Here is a 24243-nt window from a genome sequence, read left to right as displayed (position 1 = left end):
CGCGGTAGGATGGGCGTCTGCATGCGATCTGTCAAACATGTCTATCCTGGTTTCATGCCAGACTCCGGTATCGTGTATCTCCTCGTCGCGGCGCTGGCGGGTATCGTCATCGGTGTGACCGTCATGTGGGCGCTCAATCGGTCGATGGAGACAGTCGAGGACGTCGACACCGTCGCCGCTTCCGTCGCTGACAGCGACATCCAGTCGGTGCTGACTGCCGTGCCACAGGCTTACATATTGCTCAATGCCATGCGCGATGTTGAGCGGGCGTCGACTATTGCCTACTCGCTCGGCCTCGTCCGGGGCTCACGAATCATCCGGTCCGAGATCGTCGCGGCGATCAACGAGGTATCCGGGGCGGGTGAGCCAAAGGATATGGAGCTGTCTCTGCGGCGTTCGTTTGCGAACACGGGGCGGATTGTTCTGTCGATTCGCATCGCCCCCATGAGCGGCGAGCGCACCCTCATCCTCTTCTTCGACACAACGGAAGCGAAAAGGCTTGAGGAGACGAGACGCGACTTCGTCGCCAATATCTCCCACGAGCTCAAGACGCCGATCGGCGCGATCGGGCTCTTGTCGGAAACGATCCAAGATGTGGCTGATGAGCCGGAGAATGTCCTCCTCTTCTCGGAGCAACTCCAGCGGGAGTCTGCTCGGTTGGCCTCACTGGTGCAGGACATCATCGAGCTGTCTCGCGTCCAGGACGGTGCTGCCATAGCCCACGGCGAGCTCGTTGACGTCGATACTGTGGTCAACGAAGCGATCGACAGATGCCGGATTGAGGCTGATAGCCGCAACATCACGCTCGTGACAGCCCCCTCATCGGGCGTTCAGGTTTTCGGCGACAGGCCGCTCCTCACGACCGCGGTGCGAAACCTTGTTGATAATGCGGTCCGCTACTCGAACCCGGGCGGCCGGGCCTCGGTCGGTGTCTCGCGCTTCGAGGGCGTTGTCCGTATCGCTGTCGTCGACCAGGGTGTCGGCATTCCCCCGGAGCTACGGGAGCGAGTATTCGAACGCTTCTTCCGTGGAGATAATGCGCGAACGCGAGAAGAGGGAGGCACGGGCCTCGGTCTCAGCATCGTCAAGCACGTCGCGGCCGATCACGGTGGTCGCATCGAGCTCTGGAGCGAGCCCGGCAAGGGGTCGACCTTCACTTTCATCATCCCTGAGGCATACGCGCCCGAAACTGAACAAGAGGAACAATGACGAAGATTTTCCTCGTTGAAGACGAGGCTGCCTACCGAGATACGCTCACGTTTAAGCTCAACCGGGACGGATACGATGTCGTCGCGGTTGGCGACGGCCAGGAGGCCGTTGACATGTTCGAGCGGACGAACCCCGACATTGTCCTGCTCGACCTCATGTTGCCCGGACTGTCAGGGACAGAAGTATGCCGTCAGATCCGTCAAAAGTCATCCGTCCCCGTCATCATGCTCACGGCGAAGGATTCGGAGCTCGACAAGGTCGTCGGGTTGGAGATCGGGGCCGATGATTACGTGACGAAGCCCTACTCGTACCGTGAGCTCGTAGCGCGGATCAGGGCGGTCCTGCGCCGCGGCGTGGCCGAAGATGATGAGGTTCGGGAGTCTGCCCTGCGGGTTGGTCGGGTTGCAATGAATACTGGCCGTCACGAAGTGGCGATCGACGGCGCGAAGGTGGCGATGCCGTTGCGCGAGTTCGAGCTTCTCGAACTCTTCATGCGAAATGCGGACCGTGTCCTCACCCGCGCCCAAATCATCGACCGGATTTGGGGGCCTGACTACACCGGCGACACGAAGACTCTCGACGTCCACGTCAAACGGCTCCGGTCAAAGATTGAGGTGGAGCCGTCCGCACCGACGATGCTTCTCACAGTGCGGGGCCTCGGGTACAAGCTCGTTTCCGACTAGACCCGGGTAACTCCAGTGCGCGGTATCGAGTACGCACTGGAGTTCGCGTGTGCCTGTCAGTCGCAGTCAGCGTCGAACGGGAACGCGTCGATATAGTCGCCCGTGCAGGCAGAGATCACGGGGATGGCGACGGGGGATTCGGCTCCGCCACTACTGACCGTGGCCGGCAGGTTCGTGCCGGGAGCGAAGTCGCCATTGAGTGTGATGAGATTTCCCTCTTCAGCGTCCTGCAACGTTCCCAGGTTGATGGAATCACGAGCGTCAACGGAGAACGATTCGTCGATGTCATCTGCCAAGATGACAGCCTCAACGTCGTCTGCGCTACGGTTGCTGATCGCCCCGTAGAGGACGCCCCTGCCGGATCCGTCGGAGACGACCATGAGGTTCTCGAAAACGACGTCCGATTCGAGGTGGACGCGAACCCCATCCGACGGTGCATACGGCATTTGGGTGATGGCCTCAGTTGTCAGGCTGCACGAGGCAAGCATGAATAGTGCCCCGCCAGCCGCAATCGATCGCAGTAGGTTCACAGATCCTCCTAAGTCTGTTGCCAAGGGTAGCCTAATTTCTCCAATGTGCGGCGCGAAAGGCCAGGAAAATCGGCATCTATCCGAGGACGGTCTCGCCCGAGGTGATAGAATAGGTGCCTAGTCGGGCTCACTCCGTGAAAGGCTGTCCATTTATGTCGCTCAAGATCGGCGAGACTGTTGTCTACCCTCACCATGGGGCTGCGTACATCGAAGATATCGAAACAAAAGTGGTCGACGGCGAAGAGCATCGGTATGTGACGCTTCGAGTCATCCAGGGCGATCTTGTCATTAAGGTGCCCGCTGCCAACATCGAAGATGTCGGCGTCCGCGACGTCTCCAATGAGGCTCAGCTCGAAGAGGTCTTTGACGTGCTTCGCTCAGAGGCCGCCGAGGAGCCGCAGAACTGGTCTCGTCGGTTCAAAGCCAACGGTGAGAAGCTGACGAGCGGCGATGTCATTAAGGTTGCCGAGGTTGTCCGCGACCTCACCCGCCGTGATGAGGACCGCCACCTATCAGCCGGGGAGAAGCGCATGCTGACCCAGGCACGCCAGATCCTCGGGTCCGAGGTCGCGCTCGCGAAGGACATCGACGAGGAAGAGGCCTCCGACCTGCTCGACGAGATTCTCGGCTGACGTGACCACTGCCGTTGTCGTGACGGCCGCAGGTATGGGGACCCGGCTCGGGTTCAACATGCCGAAGGCGCTCGTACCGCTGGCAGGGCGGACCCTTATCGAACATGCCCTCGACGGTGTCGTCGCCTCGAGAATCGCAGACAGGGTCGTCGTGACGATTCCTCCAGGTACCGAGGACATCTTCGGGGGTCTTATCGGTCCCGACGTCATTCTTGTGTCGGGTGGTGCGACCCGGCAGAGCTCAGTTCGGAGCGGCATCGATGCCGTCCTCGACTCGGATATCGTTCTCGTCCATGACGCAGCCCGCTGCCTGACGCCGCCGTCTGTCATGATCCGCGTCCGCGACGCAGTCGCCGCCGGCCACGCGGGCGCTGTACCCGCTATCCGCGTCACCGACACGATTAAGCAGGTGACTCCGAACGGGCCCTATGAACCGGTTATCGACACCCTCGACCGGGGCGTGTTGCGGGCCGTTCAAACACCCCAGGGTTTCAACGGCGATATCCTCCGCGCCGCCCATCGTCTCGAATGGCCGGGCGAAGAGGGTGCTCCGGACGATGCAAGCCTGGTTGAACACCTTGGCCATGATGTCGTGATCGTCGCGGGAAGCCACATGGCCGTGAAGATCACGACCGTTCTTGATCTGAAGCTGGCTGAGCTTCTCCTCGAAGAGCACGAGCGTGAACTCAAGGCTGAGCTAACGGGGGAGCGATGAGAGTCGCAACTGCGATCGACGTCCATGCCTTTGCAACAGAGCCGCGTCCCCTCATGCTCGCCTGCCTCGAATTCGCGCCGACGGGCGGCCTGGCTGGGCACAGCGATGCGGACGTCGCGGCACACGCTGCAGCGGACGCACTTCTCATTGCCTCCGGCATCGGTGAGCTCGGAACCGTCTTCGGTACGGACCGGCCCGAGTGGGCGGGAGCCTCGGGAGCGGCGCTCCTTGGTGAATCCGTGCGGTTTGTCCGCGCCGCCGGCTGGCAGATCGCCAACATCTCGATCCAGATCATTGGACAGAAGCCGAGGTTTTCACCCCGGAAGCACGAGGCTCAACAAGTCATGAGCGACATCGTCGGCGCGCCCGTCCTTATTGCGGCGACAACAACGGATGGTCTCGGCTCACTTGGCCGCATTGAGGGCATCGGCGCCCTCGCGACGGCTCTGCTCACCGACTGACGCCTGTCCCGGCGCAGACGGTCGCTTGTGAGCGTGACTGACTGGGTTCACTGAACGATGTTGCGGCTGGCTGAGATCAAGGAACAACGTTGTCGAGCACCCGCTCGTTCGATGGCCGAACGAGAAGGAAGGCGACGAAGCCGACGAGCAGGACGAGGACGATTCCGAGGATGCCGAAGTACGCGGCTTCCCTCTTCGATGAGTCGAGGAGAAGAGCGCCGAGGATGATGACGGTCGAGTACATGAAAGGTGAAAGGAACGAGACGGCCCTGCCGGTCGTCGCGTAGAGACCAAAGATTTCGCCCTCTTCGCCGGCCGGGATGATTCGGGCAAGATACGTGCGTGAGCTCGACTGCGCGGGGCCGACGAAGATACACAGGAGGAGACCCGCGATCCAGAAGACGAGTGGACCCTGGTCATGGAGGATAAAGATGAGAAGGCCGAGGGCGACCATCGAGCCGAGTGAGAAGAGAATGACGGGGCGGGCGCCGATCCGGTCGTCCAGGTAGCCGAACGTGATCGTAGCGATTCCGGCCACGAGGTTCGCGATGATGCCGAAGATGAGGACCTCACCCGAGCTGAAGCCGAATGCTTCGCCTGCAAGAACTCCGCCGAATGCAAAGACACCGGCAAGCCCGTCGCGATAGATGGCCGACGCGACGAGGAACCACACGATCGACCGATCTCGCCGCCACAGGCCTGCAATCGAGGTGAACAGCTGGCGGTAGGAACCCATGACGCCGATCCTCTTGGTTGTCTTCGGCTCCGAATTCGTTGCAGTCAGCATGAGGGGCAGGGAAAAGACGAGCGTCCACACCGCGCAGAGGACCATCGCGACGCGGATGTTCATCCCCTCCTCAGAAGTTACGCCGAACCAGCCGATCTCTGGGCCAATGATGCCGACGTAGAGGATGAGCATGAGGACAATGCCGCCAACGTAGCCCAACCCCCAGCCGAGACCGGAGATTCTGCCGATCGTCTTCGGTGTGGAAATGTCGGAGAGCATGGCGTTGTAGACGACGGAACCCGTGTCGAACGCGACATTGCCGACCGCGAGGAGGAGCAGACCCAACCACAGGTACGACTCGTCCGGACGGACAAATGCGAGCGCGGCGGTGGCGGCGATTGTTATCGCCGTTGTCGACGCGATGAGTCCCCGCTTCTTGCCGCTGCGGTCCGTCCATTGCCCAACGACAGGTGCGATGATTGCGACGAAGATGCCGGCCGCTGTCATCGTCCACCCGAGGGACGCATTGGCGTTATCGCCGAAAAGATCTGCGTTGGCGATATAGACGGAGAAAACGAAGGTTGTGACGACAGCGTTGAAGGCGGCTGAGGCCCAGTCCCACAGCGCCCATGCCGTGACCCGCCCGCGCATGGTTCGTCCTGACGTAGTGCTCATTGATGCACCGTAACGCGAATGAGGAAACGGAACGCGGTCAACGGCGAAAAATATCGCACTCGTGGCTGGTCAGTTCGGAGCCCGAGCCAGGTAGCCTAGGTGTGTGACTTTGGAAATTCATGATTCGGCATCAAAAACCCAGCGTGCCTTCGAGCCCCGTGTGCCTGGCCGGGCCAGCATCTACCTGTGCGGTGCGACCGTGCAGGGCGCGCCCCACATCGGGCACCTGCGGTCCGCACTCGCTTTCGACGTGCTCACCCGCTGGCTCACACGCTCCGGCTACCAGGTCACGACCGTTCGTAACGTCACTGACATCGATGACAAAATTCTTGCCAAGTCCGCCGAGGCTGGCTGGGAGTGGTGGGCGTGGGCGTACAGGTTCGAGCGGGAATTCTCAGACGCGTACCGGGCGCTCGGTGTCCTGCCCCCAACCTATGAACCTCGTGCGACCGGGCACATCACCGACATGATCGATCTCATCTCCACGATTATCGACCGTGGTCACGCCTATGTCGGCGACCCTGGCAACGTCTACTTTGATGTCCGGTCCCTGCCCACCTACGGCTCGTTGACGCGTCAGGACATCGGTCACATGAGCGTCGACGAAGAAGAGGCTGAGGCCGACAAGCGGGATCCGCACGACTTTGCTCTGTGGAAGGCCCCGAAGGAGGGCGAGCCGGACACCGCCTCATGGGACAGCCCGTGGGGCCGTGGCAGGCCGGGCTGGCACATTGAATGCTCGGCGATGGCGGGCCGCTACCTTGGCGACGCCTTCGACATACACGGCGGCGGCATCGACCTGCGCTTCCCACACCATGAGAACGAGCAGGCACAGTCCCATGCCGCCGGGCGGGACTTTGCAAAGTACTGGATGCACAACGCCTGGGTCACGGTCGACGGCGAAAAGATGAGCAAGTCGCTCGGCAACTCCCTCGTCGTCTCCGAAATCCTCAAGACGGTCTCGGCCCCGATCCTTCGCTTCGCTCTCACGACGGTCCACTACCGTTCCACTGTCGCGTTCTCGTCCACCACAGTGTCAGAGGCGACATCAAACTGGGAGAGGTTGTCCGGCTTCCTCTCTCGCGCTGCCGAAACAGTTGGCGAAGCCGACGCTGATCGCGTTGCTGCCCTCAGCGCAGACGAGCTCCCAACCGAATTCCGAGAGGCCATGGATGATGATCTCAACGTCTCGGTGGCGATGGCCGTCATTCACGACCACGTGACGAAGGCGAATGTCGCTCTCGGTGCCCGCGATGATGTCGCGGTTGCCGACGCACAGCTGACGATCCGCGCGATGCTCGACGTCCTCGGGCTCGACCCGCGATCCGAGCAATGGCGCGGTAGCGCCGACAGCTCGAACAGCGACGCGCTGGCTGTACTCGTCGAGGACGTGCTGAGCCGTCGCGCTCAGGCACGCGCCGATAAGGACTGGCCACTCGCGGACAGTCTGCGCGACACCCTCGCGGAAGCAGGAATCATTGTCGAAGACAGCACCGCAGGTGTGCGCTGGCACGTCAAGGAGAACTCATGAGCCACAACCCTGCTCGCAAGAAGGGCCCCAAGGTGGGCTCCGGAGGTGTCCGCAGGCGCCGCCTCGAGGGACGTGGCCCCACACCGAAGGCTACTGACCGCGAATACCATCCTGCGCACGCGAAGAAGAAGGCGAAAGAGGAGCAGGAGAAGAAGGCTGAGGCGATACGGATTGCTCGTGCAGGAGGCAAGCTACCGTCCTATCTCAAGCTCGAGCCAGGCCACGAACTCATTGTCGGCCGCAACGCGGTCCTCGAAGCAGTTCGCGCAGATGCGCCACTCACGCGAGTCTTCATCGTGTCCGGTTCCGTCGATGAACGGATGGAGGAGGCGGCGCGCGAGGCAGCGGATCGGGGAGCCCCCGTCATTGAGGTGAGCCGCGGCCATCTCGATGTCATGACGGAAAAGGCCGCCCACCAGGGCATTGCGATCGAGGTGCCGCCTTACGACTACACCGACATCGAGACGGTCGTCGCCGACATTGAGGAGTCTGGTCGGAAGGGTCTCATCCTCGCGGGCGACTCGATCACCGATCCCCACAACCTCGGTGCTGTCCTCAGATCAGCAGCCGCTTTTAACGCCGATGCCGTCCTCATCACCGAGCGCCGCTCGGCAAGTGTCAACGCGACAGTGTGGAAGGTTTCCGCGGGAGCTGTGGCCCGGGTCCCCGTCGCCCGTGAGACGAACCTCGTGCGTAGTCTCAACGATCTGAAGTCGCGCGGATATTTTGTCGTCGGTCTCGCAGGAGAGGGCGATGTCCTCCTCGATGATCTCGAGCTGGCGGACGTGCCGCTTGTTCTCGTGACGGGGTCTGAGGGCAGGGGTTTGTCGCGACTCGTCCGGGACACGTGCGACCAGATATGTTCCATTCCCATCTCCAGCGAGATGGAATCGCTTAACGCGGCAGTGGCCACCGGCATCGCACTGTACGAAGTCGACCGCCGCCGCAGGAAGGCAGGACAATGACCATGTGGCGCCCCGTGAGCGGGGATATTTATGGGCTCGATCCACACCTGTTCGACGAGGAGGCGTTCCAGCGGTTCTTTGCCGAGGAGCGGGTTCTTGCTCGCGGCAAGAATATCGAAAACGGGCATTACGAGATCGAACTGGCGGTCACCGGCCGCCGCCGCCGTGTCGCGCTCCTCGATGACGACGGCTATGTCCACCCGGGGATGCCCCTGTCGGAGCTTGTCGACACGATGGACGAGAAGCTCCGCAAGGTTCAGATCGTCATTGAGGACGAGGTTCGTTACGGCGACATCAATCTCGGCTCTGTCGCGCCCGATGTCGAGGCCGACATCGCTGTCTTCAAAGAGGGCAATGTCGCGTTTGAGAGTGAGAGTGAGTCTGATGAGGGCGAGGAACTAAGCGAGGTCGACGACGAAGAGGATCTACCTGACGTCCCGCTCCTCATGTTGAGCGATCTCGCCCTTGCGGAGGTCCCTGCACTCGCAGCTGTCACCAAGGTCCCCATGGCGGTTATTCCGCACGGCAACCTTCGGGCGGTCGTCGCGGAGCGCGCGGTCGACGTGAAGAAGAGAATTTTCCCGCGGCCTGTCTTCCACCTCACGCTGCGAACCCAGGGGGAGGACGCCCCCGTTCTCACGATCGGGTTGGACAACCAGAGGGTGCTGACGTGGACGTGGGATGAGCAGTTGCCCGTCATGGATTGGATGCGTGAGCATCGGGAAGCGATGGAGTTTGCGGACGAGCACCTCGGTGCTGGCGCCATTGCTCTGCGCTGCGTGCTCGAATCGAAACACGGATCCGCTATCGAAGTCCGTAAGGCTCTCCTGTCGTCCAAGGTGATGGGCCCAGCGTTCTTCATTCAGGCGATGGGGCTCAGCCCCGAGATCCTCGACGTGCTTGAGGGCCGCATGGATGTCAGTGAGATCCCCGACGCCGAAGTGTTTAAGCAGGCAACGCTGGCGGAGACTCTCCGGGAAGTCATTGCCCTGGAAATTTCTGGCCACGGGATTGCCAAACCGAAGCTGTGGGAGAACTACCGCAAGTTGTACTTGGACAACCCGGGGCTCATGAACGCCGTCGCGTCCGTACAGGCGGCGGTTGGCGGTTCCATCTTCGTCGGCGCACTCCAAACCAAGGGCCGCAAAGGCCGCTGGGGTGCCGGGCTCGGCGCGCTTCTCATGGTCAACTCCCTGTCCCGTATCCTCACGACCCAGTACATTCAAAAGTCTCTCGACCATTCGGAGGCGGTTAAGAAGCTCGCCGATGCTGCGGCAGAGGCTGAGGCGATGGTGAAGAAGGCCGAGTCGGGGCAGAGCGCCGATGACTGACATCGTCGAAGCGTTCTGGAACCGCGCGATTCTCAAAGCCCGGATCAACCAGCTCGAGGTAGTGACTGGGCCTGATCGGGACTCCGCGCTCATGCCTCCCACATGGTCGATGGATGACGAGAGCGTCACGGCGGCCCTGAAGAACAGAACGACCGTGCTCGCCTCGCTCGCTTCCGAGCACGAGGTGCTTCCCGAGGTCGGCGGCCTGTCCATTCTTCTGTGGCAGGATGGGGCGCCAGCAGCTCTCCTTCGGACGACGGATGTCTCTGTCCGCTCGAAAGCCGATCTCGATGATGCTGGCGAAGTTGTCGGTGACTGGGCGCAGGTGCGTGACTCAGCGCCCGAGGGCGCCGACATTGTCATCGAGCGTTTCCTTGTCATCGCCGACAATGACTAAAGTTGCGCTTCTTTTTTGCAACTACCCTGTTCCTCTCGGCGTGCGCGGGGCAGGCAGAGGCGCCGCTGACTCCCGCGGCGTCCGTCTACGAATCAGCGCCGACGGAGGATGCAGCTGAGGAGAACGTGGAGGACGAGCCGCTTACGGTGCTCCTCATCGGACTTGATCGAGACACCGGTGCCCAGCGGGCCGACGCAATTCTCCTCGTTCGGATCAATGGCGAGCGCGAGCATGCGGCCATAATGTCGATCCACCGCGACACGTGGGTAGCGATTCCCGGACACGGGGATGCCAAGATCAACGCCGCTTACGCCGACGGTGGTGCCGAACTTCTCGCGGATACGGTCGACATGCTGTATTCGGCTCGAATCGACCACACTGTGGCCGTCGACTTCGACGCCTTTGTCACCCTGTCCGAGATGCTTGGACCGATCACTGTCTCCACCTCTGCTGGCACGGTCGAGTTGGCTGGAGATGAGGCGCTGAGCTTCGTGAGGGAGAGGAGTTCCCTGCCGGGAGGTGATTTTGACCGGGTCCGCCGCCAGCAGGCATATCTGGCCGGTGTTGCAAACGCCCTGCGGGATGCGAATGCGGCGGAACGTGCGAGGACCGTCGCTGCCTTGTCCGAGCACGTGACGATTGGCGACGAGCAGACCCTGCCCCTTGGGCTACTCTCCGACGATCTCGAGATGGAGTTCTTCTCCAGCACGCATGGAGGCACCGGCTGGTCGGCGGATGGGCAATCGATCGTTCTTCCCGGCGACATCGAATCCCTTGCAGACGCGTTCGAAGGCGACACGGTCGATGAGTGGCTTGAGATGGCAGGCGCGCAGACTCTCGATAGTCGACCCGTCAGGTAGGACCGTCAGCGGTCGACGATGACACAGTCCTCCGGGTTTTGAAGCTCTTGACCGGCGGCGAGCTCGGCCAGCTCCTCGGGAGGTTTCAGGCCACCAAAGCTCTGACCGAGTACGACATCGAGAACCTCAGTCTCAGTTGTGCCGTCGAGCAAGACAACGGCGCTGGGGAACATCCGGGCGAGAGTGTAGGCCTGGTCAAGTGCGTTCTGCGCTGAGTAAATGACGACTGGTGCGCCGGGTTCCGTCCCGCCCCAATTCTCCTGTTCGGACACGGTGATGCCCTGTTCGATGAGTTGCCCGCTTACGGAGCTCGCCAATCCGGTTCTGTTCGACGCGTTGTAGACGTTGACGGTGATGGCGGAATGCTCGACAGAGGGCGTGCCTTCGGGAAGACACGGGACGGCGTTGGCCTGATCATCACTCGGCGCGGATGTGAACTCCCGATTAAACGGAGTGGGCAGGACTCCGGTGAACCACAGCATACTGACGAGCACGAGGAGGGTCAGGATCAGCGCGAGACTGCCGAAAATGACGGTCTGCCTCTGCTGGAGCCGTCGCCGATACCTGATCCGAGGATTTTCGTTCACCCTCCAACGTTAACCCACCCGATCCCTGCTGCGCCGCGCGACATAGAAGCGGCGTCAACCCGAGGCCGCGGGAAGCACTCCCCATCGGTCACCGGGATAGCACATCCTCGCGCGTTTACGATGAGCTGGATGAACAAAGGTTCGGTGAGCACTCGAGTCCTGCTGGCGACAGTAGCGATCGCTCTTGCAGGATGTGGGTCCGTCGCTGACGAGGAGTCAACGGACGGCTTCACTGGGAGCGGGACGGGGACACCGTTACCCTCCTCATCATCCGCCGAATCTCACGAGGCTCAGGGTTACCAGGCAGCCCCCTTCAACCGCGGTTTTCTCCTCGCAGAGGAGTTCACCAACAGCCGTGGAACATTCCGTCGGCTCCGCATGCCGGATCAATACGAAGGCATCTTCAGCCCCGACGTCGTGTCTCGCGCAGATATTGACACACCCGACGACGATCTCGACGAAGCGCTACTTTTTACGGGCCGCTTCGCTGCCGAAGAGCTCGCAACCTCCGAATTGGCGTTCAACTACACGGTCGAGGGTGCTGACGAATGGTTCGCAAAGCACGAACACATCTTCCGCCATCCGGAACGAGCCCGTGCCGGGCTACTCAACACCGACGAGCCAAACCAATCTCTAGCTCTGCTGTATACCGATAATGGCTGGGATCGCGGAACCCCTGAGCGGACGGGGCGTGTGCAAAACATGACAGTCGAGCTGGTCGGCCTCAACAGCGAAGGCGACCAGCTCGTCATCAGCCATCTCATCACCTTCGACGCGCGGGTGTGGGGCCCCGGCGGAGTCGACGGAGCCTTCATTGAGAAAACCCGTCTCCACGCGACCTACACGGTTGAGGACGTCGACGGCGCGTGGGTGATCGCTGATTACGAAACGGTGTGGGACACCCGGTATTGATCAACTCTTAGTTGTTCACAACTGAGAACCCATTTACGTGACGTTGACTGAGCGTAAATGGCCGCATGACGCCAATTCAGTGGGGACTATTCTCTCAGAACTGATGACGTAGGTGTGCCTATGGTTGGGGAAATTACAAGAGAGTGGGAATCAATGTCTACGACAATTGACAGTGGACTAAGTCGTCGATCATTTATGAAATGGTCCGGAGTTGCCGGTGGAACCGTTGCGCTTGTCGCCACAACGGCCAACCTCGGCATGCCGCAGGCGAGAAGTGAGAACGGCGATGGAGCGGCGGATGTCGACGCAACCGTCTGGTCGGCCTGCGTCGTCAACTGCGGTTCCCGGTGCCCGCTGCGGCTCCAGGTGAAAGACGGAACGGTCGTGCGCGTTCTCGCTGACAACACCGGCGACGACACCCTGTGGAACCGGCAGATCACGGCCTGTGTCCGCGGGCGCAACATGCGGGAGCGGATCTACAACCCAGACAGGATCAAGAAGCCCCTCAAACGAGTCGGCGCCAAGCGTTCCGACGGTGAGTTTGAGGAAATCTCGTGGGATGAGGCGCTCGACATCATCGCTGAGAAGCTCCGGTACACATACGACACGTACGGACCGGAGGCCGTCTACAACCAGTACGGATCCGGCGTGTGGAACGCCCATATCGCGAACTCCGGTGGCTGGGGCCGCCTCTTCAATCTCCTCGGCGGGCACCTGGGCTACTACGGCAACTACAGCTACCTTCAGATCTCCCAGTGCACACGGTACTTCTACGGGAGCCCGGATGAGCAGATCTCCAACTCGATCGAGGACTCGATTGAGAACTCCAAGCTCATTGTCTGGTGGGGCAACAATCCTCTCGAGACTCGCATGTCCGGAGGCGGCGTCCTCTTCACAGCGAACGAGGCGAAGCATGCCGGAGTCCGCCAGATCGTCGTCGACCCGCGCTACTCGGACAGTGCCGCCGTACTTGCCGACGACTGGGTCGCCCTCCGGCCTGGCACTGACTCCGCCCTTGTCGCCGGAATGGCGCACGTCATGATCAGCGAAAACATCCATGATCAGGAGTTCCTCGACCGCTACTGCGTCGGCTTCGACGAGGACCACATGCCTGAGGGAGCCCCGAAGAATGCCTCCTACCGCTCCTACATCGAGGGCAAGGGCCCCGATGGAGTTGAGAAGACCCCTGAGTGGGCCGCAGACATCACAGGCGTTCCAGCGGACAAGATCCGGCGGTTCGCGCGTGATGTAGCAACCGCGAAGCCGGCCAACATTGTTCAGGGCTGGGGCCCGCAACGTCACGCGAATGGCGAGAACCAGGCGAACTCCATCTACCTGCTGGCTGCCATGACGGGCAACGTTGGTATCCCGGGCGGCGGCACCGGCGGCCGCGAAGGCTACCTATGGCCCTGGACCCCATGGCTCGACGAGGGCGTGAACCCGGTCGAGACCGTCATCTCCTGCTACACGTGGACCGACGCTATCGACCACGGTCCGGAGATGACGGCGCTCGCGAACGGTGTGCAGGGGCGAGACCGGCTCGAGACTGGCATCAAGTTCATGGTGGCCTACGGCTCGAACATGCTGTCGAGCCAGCATGGCGACATTAATCGGACTCGGGAGATCCTCGACGACGAGACGAAGTGTGAGTTCATCCTTGGCATGGACAACCAGATGTGCGCGTCGATGGAAATGTGTGACCTTGTCCTTCCCGACACGACGACGGCGGAGCGCTGGGACATCATCCCATCCGAGTATACGGGCGACATGGCCTACGAGATCATGGCTGCCAAAGCCATCGAGCCGCTGTATGAGTCCAGGCCGTCGATCGAGGTGACGTACGAGCTCGCTAAGCGGTTGGGTGTTGGCGATGAGTTCGCTGAAGGTAAGGAGACGAGCGAGGACTGGGCACGCTGGGTCCAGGACACTGCCCGGGAGATGACCCCAGGATTGTTCCCGACCTTTGAAGAGCTGACGGAGATGGGAGTCTTCCGGTACACGAGCCCTGACGGGCCGACCGTCGCACTCAAGGAGTTCCGGGACGACCCCGAGGCAAACCCGCTAGGCACCCCGTCGGGCAAGATCGAGATCTATTCGACGCAGCTTGCCGAGATGGCGGCAACGTGGGAGTTCCCCGACCCTGTTGCAGGCGACGAGATCACGCCCATCCCGGCATATCTCATGACCCGCGAAGGCCCTGAGGAGGCTCGGACCAACGAGCTGTACCCGCTCCAGTGCATCGGCCATCACTTCAAGTCCCGAACGCACTCGACGTATGGCAACCTCGAGACGTTGCGTCATGCCCACCAGCAGCGCGTTTGGATCAATCCGAAAGATGCCGCCGAGCGCGACATCAAGAGCGATGACCTCGTCCACATCTACAACGATCGAGGCAGGATCGCCCTACCTGCGATGGTGACACCGAGGATCGTGCCCGGAGTGCTCTCTGTCCCTCAGGGAGCATGGATCGACCTTGATAAGGACGGCGTCGACCACGGTGGTGCGGTCAACATGCTGACAAGCCTTCGCATGACCCCGATCGCGAAGGGCAACGGCCAGCACACCAACCTCGTCCAAGCCGAGAAGGCCTGACGGGAGTGGCCAGCGAATTGACTTGCTGGCCACCCCCGTGAGCCATCGCCAATCCTCGCGACGCTTTGCTACCCCGCTCGGTTCACTTCGGGCGGGGTAGCGAGTCCGGGTCCTCCGCAGGGTAGATCTTGCCCTGATATCGCGGGTTCATGAGGTTGTCGTGGGAGAGAAGCTCATCGAGACGTTCGGGCTCAACAAGTTTCATCTCCAGCACGATGTCTCTGACGGATCTGCCCGTGCGGGCGGCCTCTTTCCCGACGATGTCGCCGTTGTGGTGGCCGATAACGGGGTTGAGGTAGGTAACGATCCCGATCGAGTTCATGACATTGCTGAGCCCAACCTCGGGGTTCGCGGTGATCCCCGTGACGCACTTGTCCCGCAGAGTTATCGTGGCATTCTTGAGAAGACTGATCGATTCGAAGAGAACCTGGGCGATGACGGGCTCCATGACGTTGAGCTGGAGCTGGCCGGCTTCGGCCGCTATCGTGACCGTCACGTCGTTGCCGATGACGTTGAAGCACACCTGGTTAACGACTTCGGGGATCACCGGGTTGACCTTCGCTGGCATAATCGACGACCCTGCCTGCATCTCCGGCAGGTTGATCTCGTTGAGCCCCGCACGAGGACCTGAGGATAGCAGTCGCAGATCGTTGCAGATCTTTCCAAGTTTGACTGCGGTGCGTTTGATGCCCGCATGCATCGACACATACGCCCCCGCATCCGACGTCGCCTCGATGAGATTGTGGGACAGGACAACTGGTAGTCCAGATACCTCGGCCAGCCATTCGACCGCGATCTCGGCGTAGCCCTCGGGTGCGTTGAGGCCAGTGCCGATTGCGGTGGCGCCGAGATTGACCTCGAGAAGAAGGCTCGCAAGGCTCTTGAGGTGCCGGACCTCTTCCCTCATGAGCACAGCGAAGGCTGTGAATTCCTGCCCTAGCGTCATCGGCACCGCATCTTGAAGCTGTGTCCGTCCCATCTTGAGATGGTCGGCAAACTCCTCGCCTTTCGCTTCGAAGGATTCCGCGAGACTTTCAATCTGCTCCCACAGCTCACAAACGCTCGTGTAGAGGGCAAGACGGAACCCGGTCGGATACGCATCGTTTGTCGACTGGCTTTTGTTCACGTGGTCGTTCGGGTTGACGACGTCGTAACGGCCCTTCTCGAATCCCATCGACTCCAGCGCGAGGTTTGCGATGACCTCGTTTGTATTCATATTGACTGACGTCCCGGCGCCGCCCTGGAAGACGTCGACTGGGAATTGGTCCAGACACCGACCCCTGACAAGAATTTCGTCGCAGGCCGTGAGAATCGCGGACGCGACATCGGAGGGAATCGCGCGTAGCTCGCGGTTTGCGTGGGCTGCGGCCTTCTTCACCTGAACCATGGCCCGGACCATTGCCGGCACATCACTGATCGTCAGGGGGCTGATCTGGAAATTGTTGATTGCTCGCTGAGTATGGATGCCGTAGTACGCGTCTGCAGGGATGTCGAGGGTGCCAAGCAGATCTCGCTCTGTTCTCGTCTCCAAGGACAATGCTCCTCTTTCGCCCGCATGGTCGGCGGGCGGTTCATGTGGTGTGGCAGGGATGCGGATGTTAGCCGCACCACATATTCAAGCACACTGGGTTGTCTTCTGGTCGGCTCTCACGGTCAGCAGATGACTGTCCCGCCGATGTCCGAGCGCTGATGAGATCCTGGATTCGTCGCGAGTGAGTCTGCAGTGATGACTCAGCGCAGGAGCGGCTGGGCGATGAGGACGTTCTCGACCTCACGGCGGGACGGGGCGTATGCACCTGCCTGGCTGACCGTAAGACCGGACGTGATGACGCCCCGATGAAGGGCAGGCTGGACGTCACTCCACCGAACCCTGCGAAGTTCCGCCTTTGCAGCTGCGCTGCCGAGGAGGTCTGCGTCGAGTAGGCCGGAGAGCAGGCCCGCCATGAATGAGTCGCCCGCACCGACGGTGTCAACGACCTCAACATCCAGGGCGTCGACCATGAGCATGTCGCGATCGCCCGAGAGTCGCGCGTAGGAGCCCCACGGACCGCGAGTGACGATGATGAGGGCCGGGCCCATGGCCGCCCAGCGGCGCATGACCTCTTCGACCGGTGTGTCCGGGTAGAGCCACTCGAGATCCTCGTCGGAGGCCTTGACGACATCGCAGTACCCGACGATCTGCTCCACCCTGCTCTTCACGAGGCTTGGCCGCTTCATGATCGCTGGTCGCAGGTTGGGGTCATAGGAGACTGTGCCCTGGATCGCCGCGCGTTTCACCGCCGCGATGACGGCCGTCCCACCGGGCTCGAGGGTGGCGCCAATCGAGCCGACGTGCAAGTGAGAGAACTCTGTCGGGGATGGCAAGGGCGGCACGTCCCAGAGCAGATCGAACTCGTAAGTGGCGCTTCCAGACTCGTCGATTGTCGCCTGTGCGACCGATGTGCGCTCTGCTCGATTACTGCCCTCGATAACGGTGAGCCCGTGTTCGGCCGCGGCGCGCTCGATGAGGTGCCCCCGAGCATCGTCGCCCCACCAGGAGGCGAGTGAGGTGGGATGGTCGAGACCTGCCAGCCCGGCCGCGACATTGAATGGACTACCGCCCACATGCTCGGAGGCCTTGCGGCCGCGTGTCACGACATCGATCAGCGCCTCACCGACACATAGGACATTCTTATTCGTGGAGTTCATGAGCTTTCCTCCTGCTTGACCGCGACGGGTCCGCGTTGACCCTCCCTACCAGAGTAATGCACCCTCGGCACGACAGTTGCTGTCCTCAGTCTGTTCAGTCATCCAAGGCGAGGGGAGGCGGATTGAGTTTGCCAAGCCAGGTCAGCCTCGTGAAATAAACGTTGACGAAGACGCCCACAAGAAAAGCACTGAGGATCGTCCCCAGGCCAACGCCGCGGAGTTCTTGAAAGAACGCGAACGAGCAGATGGTGGCAATGGCGATGAGAGTCCAGTCGAACGCAACCTTGATCGTTCCGAAACGGATCCTTGACACGATGGCGATCGCCCTAACCGCGCCCTCACCGGGTACGGCAAGCACACCGGGGGCAACCTGGACGGCGATACCGAACGCGAGAATCGCGCATCCAATGACAATGACGATGAGCTGGAGCCACAGGTCCTGCGGGTTCATCCAGCCGAGCGCCCACATCGATATGTCAATGGCTGCCGAGAAGACGACATTGACGAGGAGCTGGAGCCACTGGATCAGCGCAAACTCCCGCCTGAGAAGGACCGCCTGAAGGACGATGAAAAGGAAATTGAGGATGAAGGTGAAGACGCCAATTGACGGTGCAAACCGGAAGCTCATAACGTAGGGCAGCGATGTGATGGGAGTGGTCCCGAGCGCTGCTTTCGTGATGAAGGCGATGCCGAACGCCGTGATGACAACACCGATGAGGAACCACATATACCGAGCAGACAGGGAGGGTCGTTGAGCCACCTCCTGACTCTAAGCCCGTGCGTTCCATTTTCGTTGCCGTTAGGACGATCGTCCATTCACGCGAGCGCGCTGGAAGGGTTGCGGCTGGCCGGTGCCGAAGTGGCGGCTGAAAGTGTGAACTATCCTTAAACCAAGGGTGTCGAAACGCTGAGGCGGGCGTGTCATACTCGTTTTGGCGACTGGACGACAGCGTCCGGCACGAGACTATGTGGAGTGACATGGCGACCCGATCACCGAAGCCGAACTCAGCTGAAACTCTGGCGTTCCGCGATGTTCTTGAGAAGAACACAGGGTGGAATATTGGGTTCGCTCTTCTCATGGCCGTCTCGTTCTATCTTTTCGTGCGATGGGGGCTCAACTACATCGCACCGGACGCCAGTGTGCCCCTTTTCCTTCTGTCAAGCCTCTTTGGCCTCTTCATGGCCTTCAACATCGGAGGCAATGACGTCGCCAACTCGTTCGGCACGTCCGTAGGAGCGGGAACGCTGACGATCAAGCAGGCCCTCCTCATCGCGGCCGTGTTCGAGGTCAGCGGTGCCGTCATCGCCGGCGGCGAGGTGACGGCCACGGTCCGTAGCGGCATCGTCGACCTCGACGCGATCGCGCTGCAGCCAGAAGACTTCATGTACATCATGATGAGTTCACTCCTTGCGGCAGCGATCTGGTTGCTCTTCGCGTCGAAGAGGGGCTACCCGGTATCCACTACGCACTCGATCGTAGGAGGCATTGTCGGCGCCGCCGTCATGGTCGGCTTTGCGACAGGCGCAGACGATGCTCTCGAAATGGTTCAGTGGGGCGAGATCGGTCAGATCGTGATCTCCTGGGTCCTGTCACCGCTCCTCGGCGGATTCGTCTCTTACGTCATGTACCGATGGATCAAGAAGCACATTCTGCAGTTCAACGATGCGGCGGATGAAGCTCTGGCGGCGCTGGCCCAGCGTCGCCAGAGGCATCTCATGGAGCATAGGCGCGCCTTCGAGGTTTTGAGCGGACTGCAGAGAATGGCGTACACGGAGGCTCTTGAGCGCGACGAGAAGCAGGTGAAGACGGGCGATTACAAGCTCGATGAGCTCGAGTCCGACTATTTCCGAGAGCTTGAGCTCATCGACCGGGAGGCGCGAAAGATCGACTCCCACCGTGCGCTCGAGACCTGGGTGCCGGCGCTAGCCTCCTTCGGTGCTCTGGTCATCGGTTCGATGCTGATCTTCAAGGGCCTGTCGAACCTCAACCTTGGGCTGACAGCGGAGATGCAGTTCGGCATCCTTGCAATGGTCACCCTCGGTGCGTGGATGGCCACCTCGATTCTCGTCCGACTCCTCAAGCGGAAGTCCCTCCAGCGCTCAACCTTCCTTGTGTTTTCCTGGATGCAGGTGTTCACGGCCTCCGCTTTCGCGTTCTCACACGGTTCGAACGATATCGCTAACGCAATCGGCCCGTTTGTCGCCATCCTCGACGTTCTCCGGACTGGCAACCTCGAGGATATGGCGGTTGTCCCCACCGCAGCTCTCGTCACCTTTGGCGTCGCCCTTGTTGTCGGCCTGTGGTTTACGGGGCGTAACGTCATCCGTACTGTCGGCACGAGTCTGACGAAGATGCATCCCTCGTCCGGGTTCGCTGCGGAGCTGTCGGCCGCCATGGTTGTTATGGCAGCGTCCGTGCTCGGACTGCCCGTCTCGTCAACTCACATCCTCATCGGTGCGGTTCTCGGCATTGGCGTCGTGAACAAAGCCGCGAACTGGAAACTAATGAAGTCGATCGGCATCACGTGGGTCGTCACCTTGCCAGCCGTGTCTATCCTCTCCGCCATCATCGTTATCGCGTTGCGCTTCGTCTTCTGACGTTGGGGATGCGCTACAAGAGGAGGCCGGTCTGGCGTTGCCGACGTCGTACGCTTCCGAACGGTGCCCCGATTAGCGGGAGCATCGGGTCAATCTTTTCCTCGCCGCTGTGGCGTTGCTTTTCTCCGCTCTCAGCAATCTCACCGGTATTTTCCAAGTAGGCATGCCTAAACTCGAGAGATAGTGACAGCGACAAAGGAGACGAATCATGAAACTGAGCAACGCGGTACTTCGGGCAGTTCCCGGCGCATTCATCCTCAACTCGGGGATAGGCAAACTCGGTATGGACGATGAGACTGCCGAATATCTGCAGAACATGGCAAAAGTTGCCGTCCCCGTGCTTGGCAACATGAGCCCGAGGGAGTTCGGCAAGTTCCTCAGCTACGGTGAGACCGTCCTTGGTGTGGCGCTTCTGCTACCGATCGTCCCCACTCGCGTTGCCGGACTCGCACTCGCAACGTTCGGTGCAGGCATGGCAGCAAGCTACCTCAAGCTTCCCGGCATGACCCAGGCGGACGGCATCCGTCCGACCGATGACGGCGTTCCGCTAGCGAAGGATACCTGGCTTCTCGCCATCGGTGTCGCGCTCGCACTGCGCGGCTCCAAGTAGCCCGTGCTGCGGCCGGGTGGTCCGGCGTGTCAAACTTCCCAGCGGACCTCGCTCGGGTCTTTGTCATCGCGCCACCCGCGCCACACGGCGTGACGGACGCGACCGCCCCGAGTGCGGCCCGCGATTGAAACTTCGGCAACGTTCTTCGGCGTCACCCACCACGCATCTGCCATATCGGCCGCAGGGATGTCTGGAATGGGCGGAGTTTTGCGCTGGATTCTCTGCAGCTTCTCGTTGATATCCGCAAGTTGCGTCTGTGAGAACCCGGATCCGATCCTGCCTGCGTAGATGAGCTCGCCGTCCTCGTTCGGCACCGCGAGGAGAAGTGACCGGATACGGTCAGGGTTGTCTTCCGCACGACGGACTCCGACAACGACAACCTCCTGATGAATGTGAAGCTTGAGCTTGACCCAAGCGGAGCCTCGCTGACCGGGCAGATAGGTCGAGTCGAGCCTCTTGGCGATGACGCCCTCCAGCCCCAGCTCGCGGCTGACCCGCTGGGCAGTCTCGAGACGCCCCACATACTCCGGGGGAACGACGACAGCATCACCGTCTGCGAGAGACGCGCGAAGGGTCTCGCGGCGCTCGCGATATGGGGCCCGAAGAAGCGAGCGCACTGGCGAACCCGGTGGGCCGAGCTGAAGGATGTCGAACACCATGAAGCGAAGCTCAGCCTCGTCGCCGTTCTTGAGCGAAGCCTGCAAAAGCCCGAAGTTGGGGCGTCCCTCGTCGTCGAGCGCAACAAGCTCGCCATCGAAGATTGCTCCCCCATGTTCCTGCGCCTCACCTTGCAGCAGTACTGCAAGCTCGCCCGAGTCCCGAAACACGTGGGTGAGGTCCTTGCCGTTCCGGCTCGAGAGGACAACGCCGGAGTTGGTATCGACACCAGCGATCATGCGGTAGCCGTCCCACTTCATCTCAAACGCCCACTCCTCACCATCGGCTATCGCGCGTGCGATCTGCGATGGCGTCCCACGGGTGGCGAGCATAGGCGCGGGAAGGTCGCTCACGGTAAAACCGGGTGTAGTTTTGGCACTCCGCGCGTTCTTCTTCGCTCGGGAGGACGACGCACTATGAGGGCTCGCCGTATCCTTCGCCCGATGTTTGGGTGACGGCGGTGTCTGTCCGGGTTCTGGCTGTTCGTTGGTCAATCGGATGAGCCAGTTTTTTTATCACCCATTCCGGGTGCATTGATGAGAGCGTAGCGGCGAGGGACCCCTCCGAGCCCGCCGTCGGGTCTGCCGTGAAGGATGGCGATAATTTCTTGCCCTTCGCGCCACTTCTCGATCTCGTAGACACCGGAGTCCCAGATCCGCACCTCTCCCGCACCGTACTCGCCTTTCGCGATTGTGCCCTCGAACGTGCCGTATTCGAGGGGGTGATCCTCGGTCATGACCGCCAGCCGGTTCGTGTCCTTCTCGAGGGGAGGACTTTTCGGCACTGCCCACGAGACGAGAACTCCGGAGTGCTCGAGCCGGAAGTCCCAGTGAAGCCTCCGGGCGTCATGTTCTTGTATGACGAAGGACGGTAGTTCGCCTTCGCCGAAGTCGCGAGATGTGGGAGCGTCTGCGGGCACCGGCTCCGCCGTTTTCTTCGGGTCCCGCATCGACCGGTAGGTGGTCAGCCGGTCCACAGCAGGCTCGTCATCCTCGCTGTCGGATAAGGGTGCGATGGGGTTGAACCTGCGGGCGACCCGCTCGAGCACGTCGTCCATCGACAGGTGAGCAAGGTCCGGATCGTCCAGCTCCTCCCACGTGCGGGGCGCGGCGACTGTGGGATGGAGGCGACCTCGGAGCGAATATGGACTGATCGTCGTCTTCGACGCGCTGTTCTGGCTCCAATCGACGAATACTTTGCCGGTGCGCTTTGCCTTTTTCATGTCTGACACGACAAGGTCGCCGTGATCGGACTCAAGGGCACGGGCGAGTTCCTTTGCGACGGCCGAGATTGCATCGGAGTTATGTTTGCCGTCAAGCGGGGCATAGAGGTGGATACCCTTTGAGCCGGACGTCACGGGGTAGGTGTCCATGCCCATGTCGTCGAGAATGTCGCGGCACCAGCGTGCGACCTGTGCACATTCGACGAGTCCGACGTGAGGGCCCGGATCGAGGTCGAGGACGAGCCGATCGGGATTGCGAGGCTGCCCATTGCGCCCGAACCGCCACTGCGGCACATGCAATTCAAGAGCCGCGACCTGCGCAAACCAGGCGAGCACAGCAGGCTCTTCCGCGAGAGGATAGCGGTTGACGCCGCTCGAGTGGGTGATCTTGCCGACCGGGATCCACGAGGGCGCCGAATCTTCGAGGTCCTTTCGGAAGAACACGTCACCCGGTTTGTCCGCTGTTCCCACCCCATCAACCCAGCGTTTGCGGGTGACAGGTCGGCCGCGAAGGAGCGGAAGTATGACGTCAGCGACGGAGAGGTAGTAGTGGATGACGTCGGCCTTCGTCGTGCCACTTTCGGGGTAGAGAACCTTGTCGAGGTTCGTGACGGACAGGGATCGCTCGCCAGCCTTGAAAGTGTTCCGACGAGCCACGGCTGATCCTTCCTCCAGTGTTATCTGAGAGTAAACTCCATGCCTCAGTCTCTCAACCTTTCACAGTGCAGGCCTGCGGCTTAGGCTGGCGACATGCGAGCAGTGTGGACGGGTGCAATCACCTTCGGACTGGTCAACGTTCCGGTCAAGGCCTATAGCGCGGTGGAAGATCACGACATCCGCTTCCATCAGGTGCACGACGTGGATGGCGGCCGCATTCGATACGAACGCAAGTGCGAAGTGTGCGGCAGGAAAGTTGAGTACAAGGACATCGACAAGGCCTACCAGGAGGGTGATGAGACTGTCGTCATCACCGAGGAGGATCTCAAGTCGCTACCTTCTGCGGAAAACCGCGAGATCGAGGTCGTCCAATTTGTCCCGCGGGACCAGGTCGACCCGATCATGTTCGAACGCAGTTACTACCTCGAGCCCGAGGGGAAATCTCCGAAATCGTACCTGTTACTTCGCCAGACGCTCGACGACACCGACCTCATCGCCATCGTCCAGTTCGCGCTACGGCAGAAAACGCGGCTCGGCGCTCTGCGGGTGCGCGGAAAAGTACTCGTCCTCCACGGATTGCTGTGGGCGGATGAGGTCCGAGAGATGGACTTTCCGAACGCCAAATCAAGGGCGAAAATCAGCGACCAGGAGCTCAAGCTGTCAGCCGCGCTTGTCGATCAGTTCGCCTCCGACTTCACGCCCGAAGAGTTTGAAGACGAATACCAGATCGAGCTACGCAAGCTCATCGATGCGAAGCTCGCGGAGGGCGACACCCTCGACACGGCGGCAACCTTTGGCGAGCCCGTGGGCGATGAAGATGACGAGGCGGATGTTATCGACCTCATGGAGGCTCTGAAAGCCTCGCTCGACAAGAAGCGCGGAAAAGGGAAGAAGCCGTCAAAGAGCGCGTAAACCAGCACGCATAAAAGAGGGTATAGAAAAACTGACGTTCCTGGTTGCGGGTGGATCAGGACTTTCCCACGAGGTGTCATGAAGGGGGATAC

Annotated in this window: 23 protein-coding genes; 15 read left to right on the top strand and 8 right to left on the bottom strand. The window is 61.1% G+C overall.

Annotated elements, in window-relative coordinates; translation table 11 throughout:
- Positions 1-54 precede the first annotated feature (54 nt).
- Both H7E91_RS07000 and H7E91_RS06995 read left to right on the top strand, forming a co-directional pair.
- On the top strand, positions 55-1209 hold the full coding sequence (locus H7E91_RS07000) for a sensor histidine kinase (RefSeq protein ID WP_182354376.1): 1155 nt from the start codon (positions 55-57) through the stop codon (positions 1207-1209).
- Positions 1206-1892 carry a response regulator transcription factor gene (locus H7E91_RS06995; RefSeq protein ID WP_182354375.1) on the top strand — a complete coding sequence of 229 codons (687 nt, stop codon included), beginning with the start codon at positions 1206-1208 and terminating at the stop codon, positions 1890-1892. The genes H7E91_RS07000 and H7E91_RS06995 overlap by 4 nt, the downstream gene beginning before the upstream one ends.
- A 56-nt stretch (positions 1893-1948) precedes the next feature.
- Here the strand turns inward: H7E91_RS06995 and H7E91_RS06990 are convergent, their stop codons facing one another.
- Positions 1949-2422 carry a hypothetical protein gene (locus H7E91_RS06990; RefSeq protein ID WP_182354374.1) on the bottom strand — a complete coding sequence of 158 codons (474 nt, stop codon included), beginning with the start codon at positions 2420-2422 and terminating at the stop codon, positions 1949-1951.
- Positions 2423-2574: 152 nt separating this feature from the next.
- Between H7E91_RS06990 and H7E91_RS06985 the strand changes: the two genes are divergently transcribed.
- From H7E91_RS06985 to ispF, 3 genes are read left to right on the top strand one after another with little or no spacing between them, the layout of a single operon-like run.
- Positions 2575-3054: a CarD family transcriptional regulator gene (locus H7E91_RS06985; protein WP_182354373.1), complete on the top strand. Its 480-nt coding sequence runs from the start codon at positions 2575-2577 to the stop codon at positions 3052-3054.
- A gap of 1 nt (position 3055) precedes the next feature.
- Positions 3056-3769, top strand: coding sequence for a 2-C-methyl-D-erythritol 4-phosphate cytidylyltransferase (ispD, locus tag H7E91_RS06980; RefSeq protein ID WP_182354372.1), 714 nt, complete (start codon positions 3056-3058; stop codon positions 3767-3769).
- Positions 3766-4230 carry a 2-C-methyl-D-erythritol 2,4-cyclodiphosphate synthase gene (gene ispF, locus H7E91_RS06975; RefSeq protein ID WP_182354371.1) on the top strand — a complete coding sequence of 155 codons (465 nt, stop codon included), beginning with the start codon at positions 3766-3768 and terminating at the stop codon, positions 4228-4230. Before ispD ends, ispF begins: the two co-directional genes overlap by 4 nt.
- Positions 4231-4306: 76 nt before the next feature.
- On the opposite strand, the gene H7E91_RS06970 is transcribed toward ispF, so the two are convergent.
- Positions 4307-5632 carry an MFS transporter gene (locus tag H7E91_RS06970; protein ID WP_182354370.1) on the bottom strand — a complete coding sequence of 442 codons (1326 nt, stop codon included), beginning with the start codon at positions 5630-5632 and terminating at the stop codon, positions 4307-4309.
- A 103-nt stretch (positions 5633-5735) separates the two neighbouring features.
- On the opposite strand from H7E91_RS06970, the gene cysS reads away from it, so the two are divergent.
- From cysS to H7E91_RS06945, 5 genes are read left to right on the top strand one after another with little or no spacing between them, the layout of a single operon-like run.
- Entirely contained in the window at positions 5736-7163 is a 1428-nt protein-coding gene (gene cysS, locus H7E91_RS06965; protein WP_182354369.1) for a cysteine--tRNA ligase, read from the top strand.
- Complete coding sequence (gene rlmB / locus H7E91_RS06960; protein WP_182354368.1) at positions 7160-8128, top strand: 23S rRNA (guanosine(2251)-2'-O)-methyltransferase RlmB; 969 nt, start codon at positions 7160-7162, stop codon at positions 8126-8128. Before cysS ends, rlmB begins: the two co-directional genes overlap by 4 nt.
- Positions 8125-9459, top strand: a complete 1335-nt coding sequence (locus H7E91_RS06955; protein ID WP_182354367.1) for a hypothetical protein — start codon at positions 8125-8127, stop codon at positions 9457-9459. The genes rlmB and H7E91_RS06955 overlap by 4 nt, the downstream gene beginning before the upstream one ends.
- On the top strand, positions 9452-9856 hold the full coding sequence (locus H7E91_RS06950) for an ASCH domain-containing protein (RefSeq protein WP_182354366.1): 405 nt from the start codon (positions 9452-9454) through the stop codon (positions 9854-9856). Before H7E91_RS06955 ends, H7E91_RS06950 begins: the two co-directional genes overlap by 8 nt.
- Positions 9857-9858: 2 nt before the next feature.
- Positions 9859-10716: an LCP family protein gene (locus H7E91_RS06945; RefSeq protein WP_182354365.1), complete on the top strand. Its 858-nt coding sequence runs from the start codon at positions 9859-9861 to the stop codon at positions 10714-10716.
- A gap of 5 nt (positions 10717-10721) precedes the next feature.
- On the opposite strand, the gene H7E91_RS06940 is transcribed toward H7E91_RS06945, so the two are convergent.
- The gene (locus H7E91_RS06940; RefSeq protein ID WP_182354364.1) at positions 10722-11303 is read right to left on the bottom strand and encodes a LytR C-terminal domain-containing protein; all 582 of its coding nucleotides are present in this window, start codon (positions 11301-11303) and stop codon (positions 10722-10724) included.
- 144 nt (positions 11304-11447) lie between these two features.
- On the opposite strand from H7E91_RS06940, the gene H7E91_RS06935 reads away from it, so the two are divergent.
- Positions 11448-12215, top strand: a complete 768-nt coding sequence (locus H7E91_RS06935; RefSeq protein WP_182354363.1) for a hypothetical protein — start codon at positions 11448-11450, stop codon at positions 12213-12215.
- Positions 12216-12335: 120 nt separating this feature from the next.
- On the top strand, positions 12336-14807 hold the full coding sequence (locus tag H7E91_RS06930; RefSeq protein WP_338401754.1) for a DMSO/selenate family reductase complex A subunit: 2472 nt from the start codon (positions 12336-12338) through the stop codon (positions 14805-14807).
- An 82-nt stretch (positions 14808-14889) separates the two neighbouring features.
- Here the strand turns inward: H7E91_RS06930 and aspA are convergent, their stop codons facing one another.
- The 3 genes from aspA to H7E91_RS06915 all read right to left on the bottom strand — a co-directional run bounded on the left by aspA (position 14890) and on the right by H7E91_RS06915 (position 18255).
- Positions 14890-16344: an aspartate ammonia-lyase gene (aspA, locus tag H7E91_RS06925; protein ID WP_182354361.1), complete on the bottom strand. Its 1455-nt coding sequence runs from the start codon at positions 16342-16344 to the stop codon at positions 14890-14892.
- Positions 16345-16538: 194 nt separating this feature from the next.
- Positions 16539-17495 carry a carbohydrate kinase family protein gene (locus tag H7E91_RS06920; RefSeq protein ID WP_182354360.1) on the bottom strand — a complete coding sequence of 319 codons (957 nt, stop codon included), beginning with the start codon at positions 17493-17495 and terminating at the stop codon, positions 16539-16541.
- A gap of 94 nt (positions 17496-17589) precedes the next feature.
- Positions 17590-18255, bottom strand: a complete 666-nt coding sequence (locus H7E91_RS06915) for a DUF6198 family protein (protein ID WP_206680378.1) — start codon at positions 18253-18255, stop codon at positions 17590-17592.
- Positions 18256-18473: 218 nt separating this feature from the next.
- On the opposite strand from H7E91_RS06915, the gene H7E91_RS06910 reads away from it, so the two are divergent.
- Complete coding sequence (locus H7E91_RS06910) at positions 18474-20093, top strand: inorganic phosphate transporter (protein WP_182354359.1); 1620 nt, start codon at positions 18474-18476, stop codon at positions 20091-20093.
- Positions 20094-20301: 208 nt separating this feature from the next.
- The gene (locus tag H7E91_RS06905; RefSeq protein WP_182354358.1) at positions 20302-20703 is read left to right on the top strand and encodes a hypothetical protein; all 402 of its coding nucleotides are present in this window, start codon (positions 20302-20304) and stop codon (positions 20701-20703) included.
- 29 nt (positions 20704-20732) lie between these two features.
- Here H7E91_RS06905 and ligD (H7E91_RS11545) read toward each other — a convergent pair whose 3' ends face one another.
- Both ligD (H7E91_RS11545) and ligD (H7E91_RS11540) read right to left on the bottom strand, forming a co-directional pair.
- Positions 20733-21713, bottom strand: a complete 981-nt coding sequence (gene ligD / locus H7E91_RS11545; RefSeq protein WP_206680377.1) for a non-homologous end-joining DNA ligase — start codon at positions 21711-21713, stop codon at positions 20733-20735.
- 137 nt (positions 21714-21850) lie between these two features.
- Positions 21851-23239: a non-homologous end-joining DNA ligase gene (ligD, locus tag H7E91_RS11540; RefSeq protein WP_206680376.1), complete on the bottom strand. Its 1389-nt coding sequence runs from the start codon at positions 23237-23239 to the stop codon at positions 21851-21853.
- A gap of 93 nt (positions 23240-23332) precedes the next feature.
- Here ligD (H7E91_RS11540) and ku point away from each other — a divergent pair, with 93 nt between their 5' ends.
- Positions 23333-24151 (top strand): non-homologous end joining protein Ku, encoded by an 819-nt coding sequence (ku, locus tag H7E91_RS06895; protein ID WP_182354357.1) that lies wholly within the window; start codon positions 23333-23335, stop codon positions 24149-24151.
- The last annotated feature ends 92 nt before the right edge of the window (positions 24152-24243 follow it).

This window comes from Flaviflexus huanghaiensis, assembly GCF_014118685.1.
GTDB classification, from domain to species: domain Bacteria; phylum Actinomycetota; class Actinomycetes; order Actinomycetales; family Actinomycetaceae; genus Flaviflexus; species Flaviflexus huanghaiensis.
The sequence above is the reverse complement of the archived record's forward strand: the minus strand, read 5'-3'. Positions and strand labels throughout refer to the sequence as shown.